Annotated in this window: 13 protein-coding genes and 1 riboswitch; of the genes, 6 read left to right on the top strand and 7 right to left on the bottom strand. The window is 49.5% G+C overall.

Annotation, left to right across the window (positions count from 1 at the left end; translation table 11 throughout):
* Positions 1–26: 26 nt before the first annotated feature.
* The 3 genes from AC50Y5_RS29365 to AC50Y5_RS29355 form a co-directional block, all read right to left on the bottom strand.
* On the bottom strand, positions 27–497 hold the full coding sequence (locus AC50Y5_RS29365; RefSeq protein WP_056035094.1) for a C40 family peptidase: 471 nt from the start codon (positions 495–497) through the stop codon (positions 27–29).
* 1 nt (position 498) lies between these two features.
* Positions 499–670: riboswitch (cyclic di-AMP (ydaO/yuaA leader) on the bottom strand.
* A gap of 429 nt (positions 671–1099) precedes the next feature.
* Complete coding sequence (locus AC50Y5_RS29360; protein ID WP_494864978.1) at positions 1100–1915, bottom strand: hypothetical protein; 816 nt, start codon at positions 1913–1915, stop codon at positions 1100–1102.
* A 15-nt stretch (positions 1916–1930) separates the two neighbouring features.
* Positions 1931–3976: a M1 family metallopeptidase gene (locus AC50Y5_RS29355; RefSeq protein WP_494864976.1), complete on the bottom strand. Its 2046-nt coding sequence runs from the start codon at positions 3974–3976 to the stop codon at positions 1931–1933.
* A gap of 253 nt (positions 3977–4229) precedes the next feature.
* On the opposite strand from AC50Y5_RS29355, the gene AC50Y5_RS29350 reads away from it, so the two are divergent.
* The 5 genes from AC50Y5_RS29350 to AC50Y5_RS29330 all read left to right on the top strand — a co-directional run bounded on the left by AC50Y5_RS29350 (position 4230) and on the right by AC50Y5_RS29330 (position 8089).
* Positions 4230–4742, top strand: coding sequence for a YwhD family protein (locus AC50Y5_RS29350; RefSeq protein ID WP_056035079.1), 513 nt, complete (start codon positions 4230–4232; stop codon positions 4740–4742).
* A gap of 261 nt (positions 4743–5003) precedes the next feature.
* A complete protein-coding gene (locus AC50Y5_RS29345; RefSeq protein WP_063892555.1) occupies positions 5004–5498 on the top strand; it encodes an RNA polymerase sigma factor in 495 nt (164 codons plus the stop codon).
* Complete coding sequence (locus tag AC50Y5_RS29340) at positions 5495–6232, top strand: zf-HC2 domain-containing protein (protein ID WP_494864973.1); 738 nt, start codon at positions 5495–5497, stop codon at positions 6230–6232. Before AC50Y5_RS29345 ends, AC50Y5_RS29340 begins: the two co-directional genes overlap by 4 nt.
* Before the next feature lie 25 nt (positions 6233–6257).
* On the top strand, positions 6258–7460 hold the full coding sequence (locus AC50Y5_RS29335) for a hypothetical protein (protein WP_056035073.1): 1203 nt from the start codon (positions 6258–6260) through the stop codon (positions 7458–7460).
* Positions 7457–8089 carry a hypothetical protein gene (locus AC50Y5_RS29330; RefSeq protein WP_056035070.1) on the top strand — a complete coding sequence of 211 codons (633 nt, stop codon included), beginning with the start codon at positions 7457–7459 and terminating at the stop codon, positions 8087–8089. The genes AC50Y5_RS29335 and AC50Y5_RS29330 overlap by 4 nt, the downstream gene beginning before the upstream one ends.
* 75 nt (positions 8090–8164) lie before the next feature.
* On the opposite strand, the gene AC50Y5_RS29325 is transcribed toward AC50Y5_RS29330, so the two are convergent.
* The 4 genes from AC50Y5_RS29325 to AC50Y5_RS29310 form a co-directional block, all read right to left on the bottom strand.
* A complete protein-coding gene (locus AC50Y5_RS29325; RefSeq protein WP_056035067.1) occupies positions 8165–8956 on the bottom strand; it encodes an alpha/beta hydrolase in 792 nt (263 codons plus the stop codon).
* 62 nt (positions 8957–9018) lie between these two features.
* Entirely contained in the window at positions 9019–9849 is an 831-nt protein-coding gene (locus AC50Y5_RS29320) for a carbohydrate ABC transporter permease (protein WP_056035064.1), read from the bottom strand.
* Between the two features lie 21 nt (positions 9850–9870).
* The gene (locus tag AC50Y5_RS29315; RefSeq protein ID WP_056035061.1) at positions 9871–10758 is read right to left on the bottom strand and encodes a carbohydrate ABC transporter permease; all 888 of its coding nucleotides are present in this window, start codon (positions 10756–10758) and stop codon (positions 9871–9873) included.
* A gap of 97 nt (positions 10759–10855) precedes the next feature.
* Positions 10856–12118, bottom strand: coding sequence for a sugar ABC transporter substrate-binding protein (locus tag AC50Y5_RS29310; protein ID WP_056035058.1), 1263 nt, complete (start codon positions 12116–12118; stop codon positions 10856–10858).
* Positions 12119–12791: 673 nt separating this feature from the next.
* Between AC50Y5_RS29310 and AC50Y5_RS29305 the strand changes: the two genes are divergently transcribed.
* Positions 12792–16154 (top strand): GH36-type glycosyl hydrolase domain-containing protein, encoded by a 3363-nt coding sequence (locus tag AC50Y5_RS29305; protein WP_494865040.1) that lies wholly within the window; start codon positions 12792–12794, stop codon positions 16152–16154.
* Positions 16155–16292 lie beyond the last annotated feature (138 nt).

The raw sequence follows: 16292 nt of genomic DNA, 5'->3' as shown, positions 1-16292 counted from the left end.
GTAAGCGAAAAAAGCGTGGCCTGGCTCTATTGCTCGCTTGCGTACTTGTCGTAAGCGTCTTGGCTCATAACGCGTGTAGCTGATACGTAACGATCAGCATAATAAGACTCGCTAAGTTTGCTAATAATAACGCCTCTGCTCGAGGAAGCATGTGCAAACTTTCCATCGCCTACGTAAATACCAACGTGGGAGATGCCTTTGCCGCTCGTGTTGAAGAATACGAGATCGCCAGCGATCAGGTCACTCTTCTTCACTTCACTGCCATCGTTCGATTGGGCTTGGGAAGTACGGGAAAGATCGATGCCCATTTTGTCGAAAACATACTTCGTAAAACCGGAGCAGTCGAAGCCTTTCGTAGTCGTTCCGCCGCTTTGGTACGGTGTGCCGATCAGATCAGCGATAACACCATCCATCTTCGAACTCGCGAACACGCTGCCTGCTTGGAAAGCAAGCATTAATACAAGACCAACGAGTAGTGCAGTAACCTTCTTCAAAATTTGAAACTCCTTCCGGTGCCGACGAGGTTAGCTGTGGGGTTCGGTTGTGAAGGTTCCCTATGATTTCCAAGACACTTGAATCAAGCCGTCCAAGCATCGAAATCAATTCACCCAAAGTGGTTCCCCCGTATTTCTATACCTTTGCGGTATAAAAAATTAGGCTGGTTTAATTTTGCTCTGCGCTAATAATTCGTTTTTTTCATGTGATTTCCTTCTATATGAATGAATTTCTAATAATTCTCATGTAACCTTTTGGCTCAATTTTGCGTTAAAACAAGTTTCTTGCCTAATAAATGTTCGATCTATCGCCGTTCTTGGGCAAAAAAACATTTTGTCAGTTTATATGAGAAATAGGCAGCTAATATGCTATGAATCGTGTGAATAGGCAAGAATTATAGCGTAAAATGAAGATTTAGAGAGTTTGAGCTAGGTCGCCATATAGGCTGGGAAGTAAATGGAGGCTTTACCTGCAGGTGCAGGATAACGGCAAAAAACCGATTTCGGCCTTTTGGCCGCAATCGGTTTTTTTATGAGAAGGGCTTTAGAAAAATGAGAATACTAAATGAGAATTAGGTGGGGTTGCCCTCATTTTTCTAAGGGTCTCAGCTCTGCTTTGATTGCAGGCAATCGTATTGGGCAGCGAGCGTCCATACTTTTAACAAGGTGCGCGGCAGATGATAGGCTTGATGCATGATGAGTGCCAGCATGCCTGCCCAAGCATAGGAAAGCCCAGACACAGCGAGCGAAGCGGCAACAGCCAGCAGCCACATCAGCAGAGAGAGGCCGGCATAAGGGAAAAGATTTCGGAGCGCATGGCTGAGCCAGCGCAAGGAGCCCGTGCCGGAGGCGGCGCCGAACTGCATAGCGAGCAGCAGCAGGTGAACGAGGAAGCTCCATAGCAGCCAGCCGCCAAAGCCCGGCAGCGTGCCTTGCAGCAGCTCGCCCAGCGAATGGCCCTCCATAAGCAGCTTGAAGGCGCGAGGCAGCAGGAACCAGCCGGGTGCGAAAATAAGCAGCGTGCGCAGCCAATAGAGCAGCGTCACGGGCTTCCAAGCTTTGCGAATGCCTTGAAGAAACTGTGTTTCACCTGTTTCGCCCATATGATGCAGCGAGTAGAGCAGCCCCGCATTGAACAGCGGCGTCAGCAGCATGCGGGCAGCGAACAAGCCGCCCAGAAGCCACAAATAAGGATTGATCAAATCCGTCTTCGTCAATTGAAACTGGGCCTCGCTGAAGAACAGCGACACGGCCGAGTCAGACGGATGCTGGAGCGGAAAGCGCCGCAGCAGCGGCAGTACAGTCATATCAACAAAACGGTAAAGGAAAAGTCCCCATAATAGCTGGTAAAGGAATAACAGAATGACGATATAGAAATGGCGGATAGCGAGCCGCCAGCCTTGCTTCATATGCTGCTTCATTTTTCAACCTCCTCTCTACCAGCCTACGGATCCGAGCAAGCCTTCGATGAGCTTCGTCAGGCCGAGGCTCCATCGAATGCGCGACTGCTCGGGCACTTCTGCGCGCATAAAATTGTTAATATGCTTGTTGTCCAGCACATTGCTGTTTTTCGGGTCAACCGCCACCCAGGCAAGCGGAGCAGCATGCACAACCTTGTACTGGATATGCGACTCGGCGGCATCCCATGTTTTCGAAATCTTTTCGCCGTCGGTAAAGGAGAATACGAGCGGGATTGGCCCATTTTGCCCGCCATTGCGCTTAATCAGCACGGTAGACTCGTACTCCGTTTGGCCATCCTGCTCCACTTCATTCACTCGAATAGCCTCTACTGAAAAATCCGCCATCAGGCTGCCGTATACATACTGGTGGAAGTAGTCCTGCCATTTTTCCTTCGTAATCTGCTCAACGACACGCTGGAAATCAGACGTGGTGGGATGCTTGAATTTGTATTTTTGAAAATATGTGCGCATAATTTTTGACATCGTCTTTGCTCCGACCTGCTTCTCAATGCCGACCAGCACAAGCTTGGCGCGCATGTATACATTTTCCGCGTACTCATCGCTGTTGTGATAAGCCCATGAAGGCTGCTTCAGCGGGGCAGGGGCCGTAATATAGCTGGCTTCCATAGCCAAGTTAGGCTCAACGCCATAGGCGTTCTCCATCACCTTATCCTCCGCATAAGAAGTAAAGCCTTCGTCGAGCCACGCTTCTTCGAACTCGTTCGATGCAACCATCCCGTACCAATACTGATGGCCAATTTCATGTACAACGGTGCGCTCGAGGCTGTAGCCAGGGTTATCGGATTCAGCAGCTAAAGCGGTTACGAGCGTTGGATACTCCATGCCGCCTGCACCATTCGCACCCTTCGGAGGGACGATAATGGACAGCGTCGAATACGGATAATCGCCGTACCACTCCGCGTATTTGGACAGTGCTGATTTTGCTGCATGCATATAGCGGTCTTTCAGCCCTTCGTGGGCAGGGTCCAAATAAAGCTTAATGCGAACACCCGGAATACCCGTTCCTGACAATGTGTCCTCCGCATATATGAAGTCCGGCGAGGCTGACCAAGCAAAGTCATGCACGTCTTCGGCATAGAACTGATAGGTGCTTGTGCCATTTTGCGTCACAGCTTCCCTGGTCTGAATGCCGGTAGCAGCGACCGCAAAGTTTTCTGGCACTGTAATCTGGGCGCTGTACAAGCCAAAATCGCTGTAAAACTCCGAATCGCCATGATACTGGTGGACGTTCCAGCCTTCATTCGTTCGGCCGCGTGTGCCAGCCAGTTCATAAACAGCAAGCTTCGGAAACCACTGGCCCGCCATAACAAAGCTCCCGGAATAGCCCATGCGAGCGAACACCTCGGGCAGCTTGACCTCATAGGTCATGGAGAGTGTTACTGATTTGCCCGGTGCGACTGGAACCGGAAGATTGAGCTTCGTCAGCGTAAAGTCGTCCGTATTTCCGTCATCGGGCTGAACATAATGCAGACGGGGAAGCAAGCTCTCGCCCTCCAGCGTTTGCAAGGTAAGCAGCTTCATATAACCTTGGCTGTCGACCGTGGCCTTATCACCCCGCAGCTGACCGCCAGACTCGCGCATGAACGTCGACTTTTCGGACTGAAAGGCATTGGGATACAGATGAAAATACAGCTCGGACACCGTTTTTTTGCCTGGGTTCGTCCAAGTTACGGTCTGGGAGCCATCTAAATATCGGATATCCTCCCGAAGCGCCACTTGCATGTTGTATTGGACGACTCTTTTGCTAAGCGTCTGTACCGTTTCGATCTGGGCAGGGTCGGGCTGTGCTGGCGGTGCCGGGGCAGGCGGCTTGGCCGTTTGCGGAGCAGCTTGCTCTACTGCTGCTGTCGTGAGATCGGCAATGCCAATCGGGTCTGTGGCGCCAGAGGCGTACGTATACTGGGATAGCCAAGCGTTGCCGAAGCCATGATGCAGCGACAGTCCGAGCAGGACGGCCGAGAGCATAATGAGCGCGATTCGTTTGAAAGGTCCTGGAGTCATTGAACGTTTCCCTCCCGTTGACAAGCATCTACAGCATGTATATGTCGGCTTGTACCGGAATAGTCTTGTGGATTTTTGCAGCGGCGCTGATGAAGGCGTGTAAAGCGGCAGCCGCTTGCGGATTCGGCAGGAAATTGTGCCGTGTGCGCTTGTGTTATTGCGAAAAAACGTTCAAAATGGAAAGGAGAGATTGGCTGCAAGCTGCTGCGGCAGTACAATAGATGAAATGTGACGAGAGGACGTGTACGAACGGATGGAACAGCAAGGACAACCGGAGAAAAAAGAAAAGAAATCACTCGCGCTTAACGTCGTGAGCAACAAACAGCATAAAGGCTTTGGTGCAGGCACCATCGACCTAAGCCAAGTATCCTGCGTTATTATTGATGCGGGCGTCGCTTATATCGACGACGGCGCGATGCATGCCAAAAGCAAAGTAGAGCGCGGCATCAAGTTTTCTCCTAATAAAGAGGACACGCCTAATGGCCGCCAATGCTGGATTGTATGGGTTGCGGTAGAACGTGGAGAGAACGGCACGAACTACGCTGGCGCAACGGCTTGCGAAATGTGGATCGACACGGAAGCACGCCGCGGCTGGAAAATTCTCGCTGACCATGTAAACAAGCTTGATCATGCGATTAAGCGCCGCTACAACTTGGGCGAGCTGGGTGCGGAAGAAAAGGCTGCGTTCCGCAAGCTGTTAATCGAGCATAATGAAGAATGGTGGACCAACTCCTCCGATGAGCTGAAGCAGGCTTTGGAGGCATAGAATGACAGAAAGAATGACAGAAGAATGACCAAGGCAGCTTCTAACTGGGAAGCTTATAAGTGACGGGTTCCGCCCCAATGCAGCAGCGATTGCTGCGCTGGAGCGGAGCCTTTTTACTTTTTTATAAAAAATATTGCTGCAGGTGCAGGGGATAGCCATCGTTTTGGCGTCTAATATAAAGGGAAGGGGGAGAGAGAGATTCAAGATGAAGCATGGTTAATAGCGCTCCGCGACGGCGGGCCTGCAGAATTCCAGTCATTCGTGCAGGAATATGGCGCTCATATTTATAAAACGGTTTATGCTGTGCTTCATTCGCCGCATGATGCGGAGGATGTTACCCAGGAAGTGCTGCTGCAAATTCACCGCTCTCTCCCCGAGTGCAGGCTGGAAGGCTTTAAAACCTGGGTGACCCGCATTGCTGTAAACCGTGCGATTGATTGGAAGAGGAGCAAGGCACGCAAGCCGGAAGAACTGAGCGAATATGTGGACAATCTGGGACCCGGCACCGATGGGCAAGGAACTGCGATGCCTGCGGAGCGCGCTGCGATCGAGCGCGAGGAAAAACGCTACATAAGAGAACAGGTCGAGCAACTCCCGGACAATTATCGTGAAGTCGTAAACGCCTATTATATAGAACAGAAATCATACGAGGAAATTTCGTCCTCAACCGGACTGGAGCGCAAAAGTGTAGAATCGCGCCTATACCGGGCAAGAAACTGGATTAAGCGGCACTGGAGAAGGGAGGACTTTGAATGAGTCATCATGAGGAACACAAGCATAGCGAGAGTTCAAGGACGAAACAGCAGGGCAAGCAGGTAGAGCAGCCCATAGAACAACCGATAGAACAGCCGATCATGCCAGTGACGGATGAAGCATCCTCAGCATGCAATCCTGTGAATCATTTGAATCATGTGGAGGCTTCCCTTCTGGAGCAATACGTGGCGAATGTGCTTTCCGAGCCTGAACGCGAGCAGATCGAGCGGCAGCTTGCAGAATGCGACGAATGCTTAGAGCAATTTATGCTGGTGTTGGAGGCGGATATGGCGGGGAGTCCCCCTACGTCTGAGCCTCATATAGCAGGAGCCGTTCCAGGAGCCAGTCCGTTAAATCAGGCGATTGAGCTTCCGGATTTTGAGCAGATGGGCCACAAGCTCAGCAAGCAGCTGTTCGGAGCGTCGGAATCCGAAAAACAGGATCTGCTGTCCGTGCCGGGTCCGTTCCTTCAAGAGAAATCATACCGCCGCAGATCCTGGCTCCAGCATCCGGCAACCCACTATACCGCTGCGGCGGTCATTACCCTGCTGCTGCTCGGTACAGGCGTACTGAACAACATTTCGCAGGAGCTTGAAAAAATAGACCATAGCAGGCTGCAGCATAAAGAGGAGCAGCTCATCCGAGACAAGGAGCAGCGCGAGTCCACCTGGTCGCAGCAAATGATGAACCGCACTTCCCTCTGGCTGGACGGCATCGCCTCCAAACGGTTTAAATAACGAATGATGAAGGAGAGATCAAGGAATGAATAGGGAGAAAAAGCCCCTTGTTGCGCTGCTGCTGTCCATGCTTCCCGGTTTCGGCCATGCATATATGGGGCGTCCGATAAGGTTTGTGCTATATGCGGCAGGAGGATTTGGACCTCTTGCGCTTCTGATTCTAATAGCAATCGCGGATCATATTAATGACGATACGGCCTTTGTTCTATGCTTGCTGTCGTTTCTCTTCTGGGGCATCAATATGCTTGATATGATTGTAACGCTCATTGGCAGGCGGCAGCCGCATCCGAATGAGGCCGCCTATGGTGTGGGCGCACCTCCAAGTCCAGATCAGATGTACAGCAACCTGCCGCCGGGAGCGATGCGCGCACAAGCAGACATTTTAACCTACAGCGAGCAGAAAGAGCGTACGAACACGCTGCTGCTCTCCATCGTTCCCGGTTTGGGCCATATGGCGCTTGGGCTGATGCAGCGGGGCATTGCCTTTCTCGTTGCATCCATCGGCTTATTCGCAGTTGTTATTTTTATATCGATGGTAACGGGAACAGGAGAGTTTCTTATTTTCCTGCTAGGCGTGCCCGTCATCTGGATTTACAGCATTTTTGATGCTTCACAGCAGCTGCATCGCAAGAAACGGGGCGAGCCCTTGGAGGATCGGCCGTTTTTCGAAGAGATGGAGGAGTACATGAACAAGGGGCGCAAAAATAAAGCGCTCGCTGCAACGCTGTCGCTCTTTCCCGGTGCAGGGCATCTATATCTCGGGCTTCAAACACGCGGCCTGCAAATTATGGCAGGCTTTCTCGCCTCCGTCTATTTAATGGATGCGATGCGGCTGTCGATGTTTCTATTCCTTATGCCGCTATTCTGGTTTTTCGCTTTCTTCGATGTCATGCGGCAGCTGTCGACTGAACCGCAGGAAGGCTTAAAGGATCAAGCGATTATTACGCAGTTTGCTCCTTATCAGCGCTGGATCGGCATCGGTCTGCTGCTGATCGGGCTGTATTTTATGGGTGATCGTGTTCTGGCCGAATACGCTGCGAATTATTTTCCAAGATGGTATGCCCAGTATCAAAATATAAAATATAATTTGCCAACCGCCCTTATCGCCTTTGTCATGATCGCCGCTGGGCTGCGCATGGCATTTGGCAGAGGATTCCAACGAAATAAGGGGCTTCCCCCTAAAGATTGGACACCAACGGAATCGCTGCGGAAGGGGAAAAGCGAATGAAGCAGTGGCGTGTAGGCACGCTTTCGATGGGCGTTGCCTTATTATTGATGGGAATCGCTGTGGCGGTTTCCATCTGGAGCGGCACGGGGGCATACGATATGCTGCTGTGGGTGGCACCGCTTGTTTTTATTTTGCTCGGAGCAGAAATTTTATTGTACATTTGGTTTGCGGGCAGCGAACGGACGACGCTTCGTTACGATTGGATCAGCCTATTTATAGTAGGGATGATCGGAAGCTTCAGCCTTGCGATGGCGGGCCTGATTTCAACTGGGATTTTGGATGAATTCCGCGGGGCGATGCGCCAAATGGAACGGACGGCACTTATTGAGACGGCGCCTATTTCCGTGCCAGAGAAGGTCGATAAAATCGTCGTGCAAGCGCTCCGTCCGGTAAGTGTAGATCAAGTAGACGGTGGAAAGGTGCAATTGCTCGGGCAGGTGCAGTACTGGGCTGCAGAGCCGATCGACACTTCAGAGCAGCTCGTTAGCACAAGCGTAGTGGGATCGGTCATGTATGTGATGGTCGGCGAATTTGATCGGCATAACGGACCGATTCAGTCGAATATGTATAACGCTCAAATGACGCTGGTATTGCCGAAGTCTATCAAAATCGAGCAGCGCGGTTTTTAAGAACTCATTGATTATATAAAAAAGAACGATAAAACGCTTGCTCCAGATAACATCCGGAGCAAGCGTTTTATCGTTCTAGCGGGAAAGCGGCAGCCAATCAAGGACGCGCTGGATATTGCGATCCCAGTAGCCCCACTCATGCATGCCCGGCTCCTCGTCATAGGCGAGAGTCAGCCCATACTCCTCCATCGCTGCCTTGAAGCGAAGATTATCTTCATATAGAAAATCTTCTGTCCCGCAGCATTGGTAAAACTTCGGCTGCTGTTCAGGGGCGAGTTCAGCTGCAGAGGCTAAAAGGTTAAACAAATTGCTTGGCCCAGCCTCCAGCTTCTCTATGCTGCCGTACAACCGTCCAAACTCGCCTTCATCCGTATAAGAGAAGTCGGGATGCTGGAGCCGGCTGACAACATCAAGCGCGCCAGAAAGGCTCGCTGCAGCTGCAAAGCGCTCAGGATGATGCAGTCCCAGCTTGAACGCGCCATAGCCGCCCATCGAGAGGCCGGCGACAAAATTGTCTTCTCTGCGAGCTGACAGCGGGAAGAAGGAGCGGGCCACACGCGGCAGCTCCTCGCTGACAAAGCTCCAGTAGCGGCCGCCCTGCTCCATGTCTGCATAAAAGCTGCGATGCACGCCAGGCATGACGACAGCGATCCCTTTGCTGGAAGCATAACGTTCAATTGACGTATAACGCGTCCAGGCGGTATGGTCGTCGGACAGCCCGTGCAGCAAATACAGCACCGGATATTTGTAATCCGTTCCTTCCTTGCGGGAAGAAAGTTCAGCTAATGACGGCTGCGGCAAAATAACCGACATCCCGGTCGAGAAGCCCAGCTTTTCTGAGTAAAAATCACATTGAAACAAGGCCATTGCAATGGAACCTCCTTGTTAGCACTCTTGATAGCCTATTCACATCGTGAAAGCTGCTGCGTTTATTTAATGCCGGAAATCGAATAATTCTCAATAATTTGCTTCTGGAAGAAAATAAATACGATAACGACTGGCAGTACCATAAATGTGGAGCCTGCCATTTGCAAAGCATAGTTGCTGCCATGCTCTCCCTTAAGCAAAGCCAGCCCGACGGATAGCGTGTAAAGCTTCTCGTCATTGGCGATAATGAGCGGCCATAGGAAGCTGTTCCAGCCGCCGATAAACGTCAGAATGCCTTGAATCGCAAGAATGGCTTTGGAGATCGGAAGCACGATTTGAAAGAAGGTGCGCACTTCGCTTGCCCCATCCAACCGGGTCGCCTCCAGCAGCTCGTCGGGAATCGTGGACATAAACTGGCGAAACAGGAAGATGCCAAATGCGCCGACAAAGCCCGGAAGCACGATGCCGACCATCGTATTCGTCAGATGCATTTCATTGAGCAGCAGGTAAACAGGAATCATCGTCACCTGGCCGGGAATCATCATCGTAGCGAGTACGAGATAGAACAGCTTATCTTTGCCTTTGAACTTGAACTTGGCGAATGCATAACCAGCCATTGCGTTCAGGAACAAGCCGATAAAGGAGAAAAAGACAATCAGCAGCGTATTGCTCAAATACGTGCCAAAATGCATATTGACGAACAGATTGCTAAAGTTTTCGAACGTAATATTTTTCGGCCACAGTGTTGGAGGCAGCTGCTTTACCTCGCTTTCCGTTTTGAATGCCGACATAATCATCCATACGAACGGAAGCATCATTACTATCCCGCCGCCAGTCAGCAAAATGCCGAGCAGCCATTGAAGGGCTGTGCCGCTTTTTGTTTTCGGTGCCATAATTATTCCCCTCTCCTTTCCTTAAACATCTGTTTCCTTGTTCTGGAACTTAAATTGAATGAGCGTAATGACGATTATGGAAATAAATAGTATAAAGGATCCTGCCGCAGCATATCCGAATTTGCTGTATTGGAAGCCGTTGTTGTAAATGAACAAGGCTACGGACATCGTGCCGTTAAGCGGCCCGCCTTTGGTCATAATGAGCGGCTCTTCGAAAAATTGAATCCAGCCAATCATTGTGGTGATGGAAACGAAGAAAATAGCATAACGCAACAGCGGAAGCGTAATCGTCCGCATTTGCTGCCAGTTGCTAGCTCCGTCAATTTGTGCAGCTTCATAATAAGAGCGTGGAATGCCCTTGATAGCCGCGATAAAAATAAGCATATTCAGACCGATCGCCCGCCATAAGGCAAGAATGATCAGCGAGATTTTAGCGATAATCGGATGCTGGAGCCACTGGACATCTGGAAGATGCACAAGGTTCAGCAAATAGTTGAACAAGCCAAGCGATGGGTTGTACAAATAAGTCCATACGACCGCAACGGCAACGACGTTGGTTACGGACGGCAAATAGTAAATAACGCGGAACGTTGTAAATACTTTTGATTTGCCGAAGTTAATCAGCAGCGCAATCGCTAGCGATAGGGCGATAACGGACGGAACGCCAATAATGACATAATAAAGCGTGTTGGTAATCGCTTGGAGAAATAAGGGATCAGTCAATACGTCCAAGTAGTTTTGCATGCCCACAAATGAAATGTTGGATACATCGGCAAGGCCGGCGAGATCCATATCTGTGAAGCTGATGACCAGCGCAATAACAATGGGCAGCAGGGAGAACATAGCAAGCAAAATCAAAGTTGGCGCAATAAAGAAATAAGGGGTTTTATTATTCAATATGCCTTTCATCGGCTAAGTCACATCCTTTAAATTTACGCTTGAGCGCAAATGGACAATAATAGGGATAACCGGCAACCCTACCCAAAAGCAGCTGCCGGCTAAAAGATTATTTAATTAATTTTTCGGCTTCAACGTTCAAAGCGTCCATTTCCGTCTGCACGTCAGCGTTAGCGCGATAAATTTGCTCAAAGTGTGATACATATTTTTGCGAAATTTGGTCATAAGCGGTGAGAGCTGGCGTTGCTTCAGCATGCTTGAGCTGCTCCCCGATAACTTGAAGGTTAGGATCAGCAGTCATGGAAGCATCCTGCCATACGCTTTGTACAGCTGGAAGCGCGTCGGACAGCTCTTTCCATTTCAACTGAACTTCTGGTTTGCTCATGTAGGCAATAAACTTAACTGCCGCTTCTTGGTTTTTGCTGTATTTGAATACAGTCAGATCAGAACCGCCAAGAATCGAGTTGTTGTTCGCAGAACCGGATGGAAGAACGGCTGTTGCCCATTTGCCCTCGATATCAGGCGCTTGCTCTTTAATTGGCTTGATCATCCAAGGTCCGCTGATGAACATCGGGATAACACCGTCGCCAGCAAAGCCTTGAACGGCATCAATGCCAAGATCTACAGGAGAAAGCTTCTCTTGATAGAAGCTGCCTACATATTTTACAGCGTCAACGAATTCCGGTTGATTGAACAAAGGTTTATTTTGCTCATCAAAAATCTTGGAACCGTTCTGGCGGGCAAACATAATACCCAGCGTCGGCTCGCCTGGAACGAGGTCAATGCCGTATTTGCCTTCGCCGCGTGCAGTCAGCTTCGTTGCTGCATCCTTCAGCTCATCCCAAGTAGCAGGCGCTTTGTCATAGCCTACTTCTTTCAGCAGGTCAGTACGGTAGAACAGGACGCGAGTTTCAGCATACCAAGGAATACCGAACGTTTTGCCGTCAAATTGCGTTGTATTTACGATACCGTCGAAAAAGTTCTCCGGTTTAAATTCAGGATATTGGTCGATGTAAGGCGTCAAATCAAGCAAAGCGCCCGCATTTGCAAATTCCGGCATCCAGGAAGTACCCATTTGCAGCACGTCAGGACCGGATTTGGAAGCAACAGCTGTCAGCAGCTTGTCATGCGCCGAGCCCCAAGGAATAACTTGCACATCTACTTTAATGTTCGGATTGTCTGTTTCGAATTGCTCGGAAATCGTTTTGAGCGTCTGCTCTTGGTCGCCCATGCCCCAAACTTTAATGGTGACAGGCTGATCGCCAGTAGCGGCTTCGCCAGTTGTATTTGTATTATTGGATGAGCACGCTGTCAAAATACCTGAAAGCAGCATGGTGCTGATAAGTGCAGTTTTAACGGATTTATTAAACATTCCAATCTTCCTCTCTTTAAGAAGCAGTAATTTAAGGTGCAGTAGCTTAAGTAAATGATGACTCTATTGTTGTCGGTTTATGCAATGGTGTTGTCATTAAAGCAGCTGGCTTCCTTCTGAACATATCCCTTAAGCGACATGCCCCCCCTCTCATATTCCTGAAAAGCTCCCCTTAATATATAAGCCTTATGAAACATAGAAACGTTTCGATTTTAGATTATACGCGATTGCATCAGAAGATGCTAGTGACTATAGAAACGTTTCGATGTCATTATAAAACAGAATGTAATCGTATTCAACACATTTTTTTTGGCTATTGAAATTTACTTCTGGGGCGTTAAAATGATAATAGAAACGTTTCACTTATATAAAATTCGGGTAATGGGAGCAATTGACGGGAAGTTGAAAACGTTCTATAATCCTTTTAGTTGTAAAATAGAAACGTTTCGATTGATTTCGGCAAATGCCGTCAATCTGCATCAACTTCGCTGGTATCAGCTGTTTATTATGCGTTTATTGATGAAAGCCTATGTATACAAATAAGCAAGCGTAAACGACTGAAGCCGTCCTCTGGCGGCAATGCTACCGTTTCGCGGTGAAATATAAGCTGATTATAAGGGTGAAACTTATAAATTCTTATATTTTAAAAAAGTCAGGAAAGTGAGTGATGAACATGACAGCAGCAAGCACAAGCAGCTTTCGAGTAGAGGCCGGGCCATTAGCATTCACCTTTCTCAGCAGCGGCGATCTTTATCAAATTACCCACAACAACACGATGATTAATCAGCTTCTATCCAATGCGGTAGACGGTTCACTCAATAATATATATTTGCGTTTGCATCGTGAATCGGGCATTGCAGCCTTTCCACTGCTTGGTGTGCGATCGAATAGCCGTGTCTCCTATAGTGCAAATCAAGTCGTATGGGCAGGAGAAGCGGAGGGCGTTCGTTACCAAGTTCGTTTCCTACTGTCGGAAGCAGGCGTATGGTTCTGGGATGTAAATGTAGTTGGCAATGGCGAGACGGTGGATGTGATCTACGGTCAAGATATCGGGCTGGCTGACCAAGCTGCTGTTCGCAGCAATGAAGCTTATCAATCGCAATACATTGACCACTCCGTATTTGAGGACGGGCAGCGCGGTTATGTCGTCTGTTCCCGCCAAAATATGCCGCAAAGCGGCAGCTTCCCTTATTTGCAGCAAGGGGCATGGACAGGGGTGGCTGGCTATTCGACAGACGGCTTCCAGTTCTATGGCTTGAGCTATAAGGAAACGGATATTGCTGAAGCATTGACCAAGCCATCATTGGCTAATGAAGTTTACCAATATGAATTTGCATATACAGCTTTGCAAACACCGCTTGTTAAGGTGGACGGCGAGCAGAATGTTGTTTTTTACGGCTTGTTTAAAGCCAATCATCCTGAGGCTGTAACGTCGCTAGCCTTTACGGCGGAAGTGCAGCAAGCGTGGGAGCAAGTTTGTGCTGCGCCTGCTTTACAATCGCAAGATGCGAATCCGGTACGCAAAGCGGAGGCTATTGGTTCCCCTTTACAAACGGTATCGATGACGGCGGAAGAGATTAACGGCTTGTTCCCTGAACGCTCGCAGGAGGAGTATGTGGGAGAGTCTCTGCTTTCTTTTTTCACTGCGACCCATGAGCATGTTGTATTAAAGGAAAAAGAGCTGCTCGTTGAGCGTCCGCATGGCCATATTCTAATGACGGGCGGCAATGACCACTTGCACACGCATGTGCTGACGACGACCTCGTATATGTACGGCCTGTTCAATTCGCAGCTGGTTGTAGGCAACACGACGTTCCACAAATGGGTGACGAATGCCCGCAACGCGCTGAATGTGCCGAAAACGTCGGGACAGCGCATTTATGTAGAGCTGGATGGCGTATATCGTCTGCTTACGATGCCTTCGATGTTTGAAATGGGCTTTAACTTTGCAAAATGGTATTACAAAACGTCCGATGATCTCATCATCATTACGAACTATACAACCGTAGACACGCCGGAAGTTCGGATGCATGTTCGCTCGACAAGCGGAAGAAAGTACCGTTATCTGGTCACGAACCAAGTGTTGATGAATGATAATGAATATATTTTGCCGTATCAAATGAACAAAAATCAGGATTGGCTTGAATTTACGGCCGATTCGGCGGCGCTGAGCGCAAGTGTATATCCGAAGCTTCGCTACCGTCTGCGTGTGGATGGAGCGGAGATGACTGTTGCGGATGAGCAAAAGCTCGTAACGGGAATGGAGTCTGGCGGCGCATCGCTAGTCGTTCTGGAGCTAGGCGCAAGCAGCGAATGGACGGCTACGGTGCAGGGCTTGCTGCAAGGCGAAGAGCTTCCAGCGGCAACCGTTAGCGTAGAGGATGCAGAAGTGCAGGCACAGGCTTACCGTGCTTTTTACAAGCGGGTGATGAATGGATTTGAGCTGACGCAAAAAGGCGGCAATACCGCTGAAGTAGACAAGTTCAATACGCTGGCATGGTGGTACACACACAATATGCTCGTCCATTATTCGGTACCGCACGGGCTAGAGCAATATGGCGGCGCTGCATGGGGAACACGAGATGTTTGCCAAGGGCCGACCGAATATTTTATGGCGATGCAAAATTACGGCGCAGTTCGCGAAATATTGCTGACGGTATTTTCCCATCAGTATGAGGAAGACGGCAATTGGCCGCAATGGTTTATGTTCGACAACTACGTGAATATACAGCAGGAAGAAAGCCACGGCGATATTATCGTATGGCCGCTCAAGGTACTGAGCGACTATTTGACTGCGACGCAGGATTATTCCGTGCTGGAGGAGCAGATCCCTTATACGACGAAAGAAGGTTTTGCTTTCACATCGCATACGGCATCGCTGCTTGAACATGCGCAGAAGGAAATCGCCTATATTAAGGGACATTTCCTGCATGACACCCATTTGTCCTCCTACGGCGATGGCGATTGGGATGACACGCTGCAGCCTGCCAACGCCCAGCTTAAGCAGTATATGGTGAGCAGCTGGACAGTAGCGCTGACGTACCAGGTGTTTACGCACCTGTCTGCGGCCATGCAGACGCACAATAAAGAGTGGGCGGCAGAGCTCGGAGCATTGAGTGCGGGCATTGAAGCAGATTTCAATCGTTATATGCTGCAAACCGATGTTATTCCTGGCTTCTTGTACATGGAGCAGCCAGATAAAGCGGAACTGATGCTGCATCCATCGGATGCGGTAACAGGCATACAATACCGCCTGCTTCCGATGACCCGCAGCATGATTGCTGAGCTGCTTACAGCTGAGCAGGCCGAGTCGCATTATGCGCTTATCAAGCGCGAGCTTTACTGCCCGGATGGCGTCCGGCTGATGAACCGTCCGGCGAAATATACCGGTGGTGTAAGCACGCATTTCAAGCGCGCTGAGCAGGCGGCGAACTTTGGACGCGAGGTAGGGCTGCAATATGTACATGCCCATATCCGGTATGTAGAAGCAATGGCTAAGCTCGGCAAGGTAGATGAAGCATGGAATGGACTTACAATCATCAACCCGATTGGTTTGAAGGATGCTGTGCCTAATGCGGAGCTTCGCCAAAGCAATTCTTATTTCAGCAGCTCGGATGGCAAATTTAATACGCGTTATGAGGCGCAGGATCGTTTTGCACAGCTGCGTGATGGCTCTGCTCCGGTTAAAGGCGGATGGAGAATTTATTCCAGCGGACCGGGGATTTATATGAACCAGCTTATAGCAAACGTGCTTGGTATCCGCCAAGTGGAAAATAAGCTGATCGTTGATCCGGTGCTGCCACAGTCGTTGGATGGCCTGCAATTCGATTTCGAATATCAGGGCGCTCCGATTACCTTCGTTTACCATTTGAATGCCGATAGCGATGCGACTGTGAAAAGTGTGAAAATAAATGGTAATGAAATGGCAGCTGTACTCGGCTCCAATCGTTATCGTGCGGGCGGTTTGGAAATTTCTCCGCAGCTACTGAAGCAGCATCAAACAGGTGAAACGACGATTATCGACATTTTCATGTAAGGACTAAGTGTACGGCGATTCGTTTCGGATCGCCGTATGCACATAAGTCGAGGCAACTTTAATCTGTTATGATATAGTTAATTAATCAGGAATATTTTAAAATATAAGTGTTTATAAGTTTAAATGCCTTTAATAGGC

Source organism: Paenibacillus sp. JT22N7 (genome assembly GCF_059383875.1).
Note: the sequence above shows the minus strand (reverse complement) of the source record. Positions and strands in the feature narration are given on the sequence as shown.

Coding starts and splice junctions, on each gene's coding strand:
- AC50Y5_RS29320 (WP_056035064.1), bottom strand. CDS start 9,849: ATGGCACCGAAAACAAAAAGCGGCACAGCCCTTCAATGGCTGCTCGGC.
- AC50Y5_RS29330 (WP_056035070.1), top strand. CDS start 7,457: ATGAAGCAGTGGCGTGTAGGCACGCTTTCGATGGGCGTTGCCTTATTA.
- AC50Y5_RS29360 (WP_494864978.1), bottom strand. CDS start 1,915: ATGAAGCAGCATATGAAGCAAGGCTGGCGGCTCGCTATCCGCCATTTC.
- AC50Y5_RS29350 (WP_056035079.1), top strand. CDS start 4,230: ATGGAACAGCAAGGACAACCGGAGAAAAAAGAAAAGAAATCACTCGCG.
- AC50Y5_RS29355 (WP_494864976.1), bottom strand. CDS start 3,976: ATGACTCCAGGACCTTTCAAACGAATCGCGCTCATTATGCTCTCGGCC.
- AC50Y5_RS29315 (WP_056035061.1), bottom strand. CDS start 10,758: ATGAAAGGCATATTGAATAATAAAACCCCTTATTTCTTTATTGCGCCA.
- AC50Y5_RS29310 (WP_056035058.1), bottom strand. CDS start 12,118: ATGTTTAATAAATCCGTTAAAACTGCACTTATCAGCACCATGCTGCTT.
- AC50Y5_RS29305 (WP_494865040.1), top strand. CDS start 12,792: ATGACAGCAGCAAGCACAAGCAGCTTTCGAGTAGAGGCCGGGCCATTA.
- AC50Y5_RS29325 (WP_056035067.1), bottom strand. CDS start 8,956: ATGGCCTTGTTTCAATGTGATTTTTACTCAGAAAAGCTGGGCTTCTCG.
- AC50Y5_RS29340 (WP_494864973.1), top strand. CDS start 5,495: ATGAGTCATCATGAGGAACACAAGCATAGCGAGAGTTCAAGGACGAAA.
- AC50Y5_RS29335 (WP_056035073.1), top strand. CDS start 6,258: ATGAATAGGGAGAAAAAGCCCCTTGTTGCGCTGCTGCTGTCCATGCTT.